The 1,055-nt window shown below is 69.6% G+C and carries 1 protein-coding gene; it reads left to right on the plus strand.

Annotated features, from left to right (window positions below; all coding sequences use genetic code 11):
• Nucleotides 1-1,010, plus strand: a 1,010-nt coding sequence (locus G3I71_RS44750) for a transposase (protein WP_239149752.1), incomplete at its 5' end; no start/stop codon positions are given.
• Nucleotides 1,011-1,055 lie beyond the last annotated feature (45 nt).

Raw genomic sequence — 1,055 nt, forward strand, 5'->3', positions numbered from 1 at the left:
GTCACGGCCGGTGGTCGTTCTCGTCCCAGCAGGCCACGCTGCGCCGCCTGGACAAGGCATTCCAGGCTTTCTTCCGCCGCGTCAAAGCCGGGGAGACGCCCGGTTACCCGCGGTTCCGTGGGGTGAACTGGTTCGACACGGTCGAGTTCCCCAAGGACGGCGACGGCTGCCGCTGGGACTCCACCCCCCATGACCCGGTCACCCGGGTCCGGCTGCAAGGTGTCGGGCACGTCCGCGTCCACCAGCACCGTACGGTCAGGGGCCGGGTCAAGACCGTCAGCGTCAAGCGTGAGGGCCGCCAGTGGTACGTGATCCTGGCGTGCGACGAGGTCCCCACCGAACCGCTTCCCGCGACGGGTGCGGTGACCGGCATCGACATGGGTATCGCCCACTTCCTGACCACCTCCGAGGGCGAGCACATCGCGAACCCCCGCCACGGCCGTAAAAACACTGAGGCCCTGGCCGACGCACAGCAGGCACTGAGAGCGTTCCCCCGCCGGAATCGGGAGAACCGCACGGCCCGCCACCGCCGGGCCGTGGAGAAGGTCGCTGGCCTCCACCGCAAGGTCAAGCGGCAGCGCACCGACCACGCCCACAAGACCGCCGTCGTCCTGGTCCGGGACTATGACACGATCGCGCACGAGCAGCTCCGTATCGCGAACATGGTCCGCGCCCCCAAGGCCAAGCCGGATCCCGACCAGCCCGGCACCTTCCTGCCGAACGGTGCGGCGGCCAAGGCCGGGCTGAACAAGAGCATCCACGACGCGGGTTGGGGGGTGTTCCTGGGCATCCTCGCGCACAAGGCTGAAAGCGCCGGTCGCGTACTGATCCCGGTGGACCCCCGCAACACCTCCCGCACCTGCCCCGCCTGCGGGCACGTGTCCGGCGAGAACCGCACCACGCAAGCAGAGTTCGCATGCGTCTCGTGCGGCCACACCGCGAACGCGGACCAGGTCGGCGCACTCAACGTCGCTGTCAGGGCCGGGCTGGTCCTTCCCGACGTGGCCTAGCCACCGACAGGAGAAGCCCGCGCGTTCACGCGTGGGAGGAGTCAC

This window comes from Streptomyces sp. SID12501, from assembly GCF_010550245.1.
Classification (GTDB): domain Bacteria; phylum Actinomycetota; class Actinomycetes; order Streptomycetales; family Streptomycetaceae; genus Streptomyces.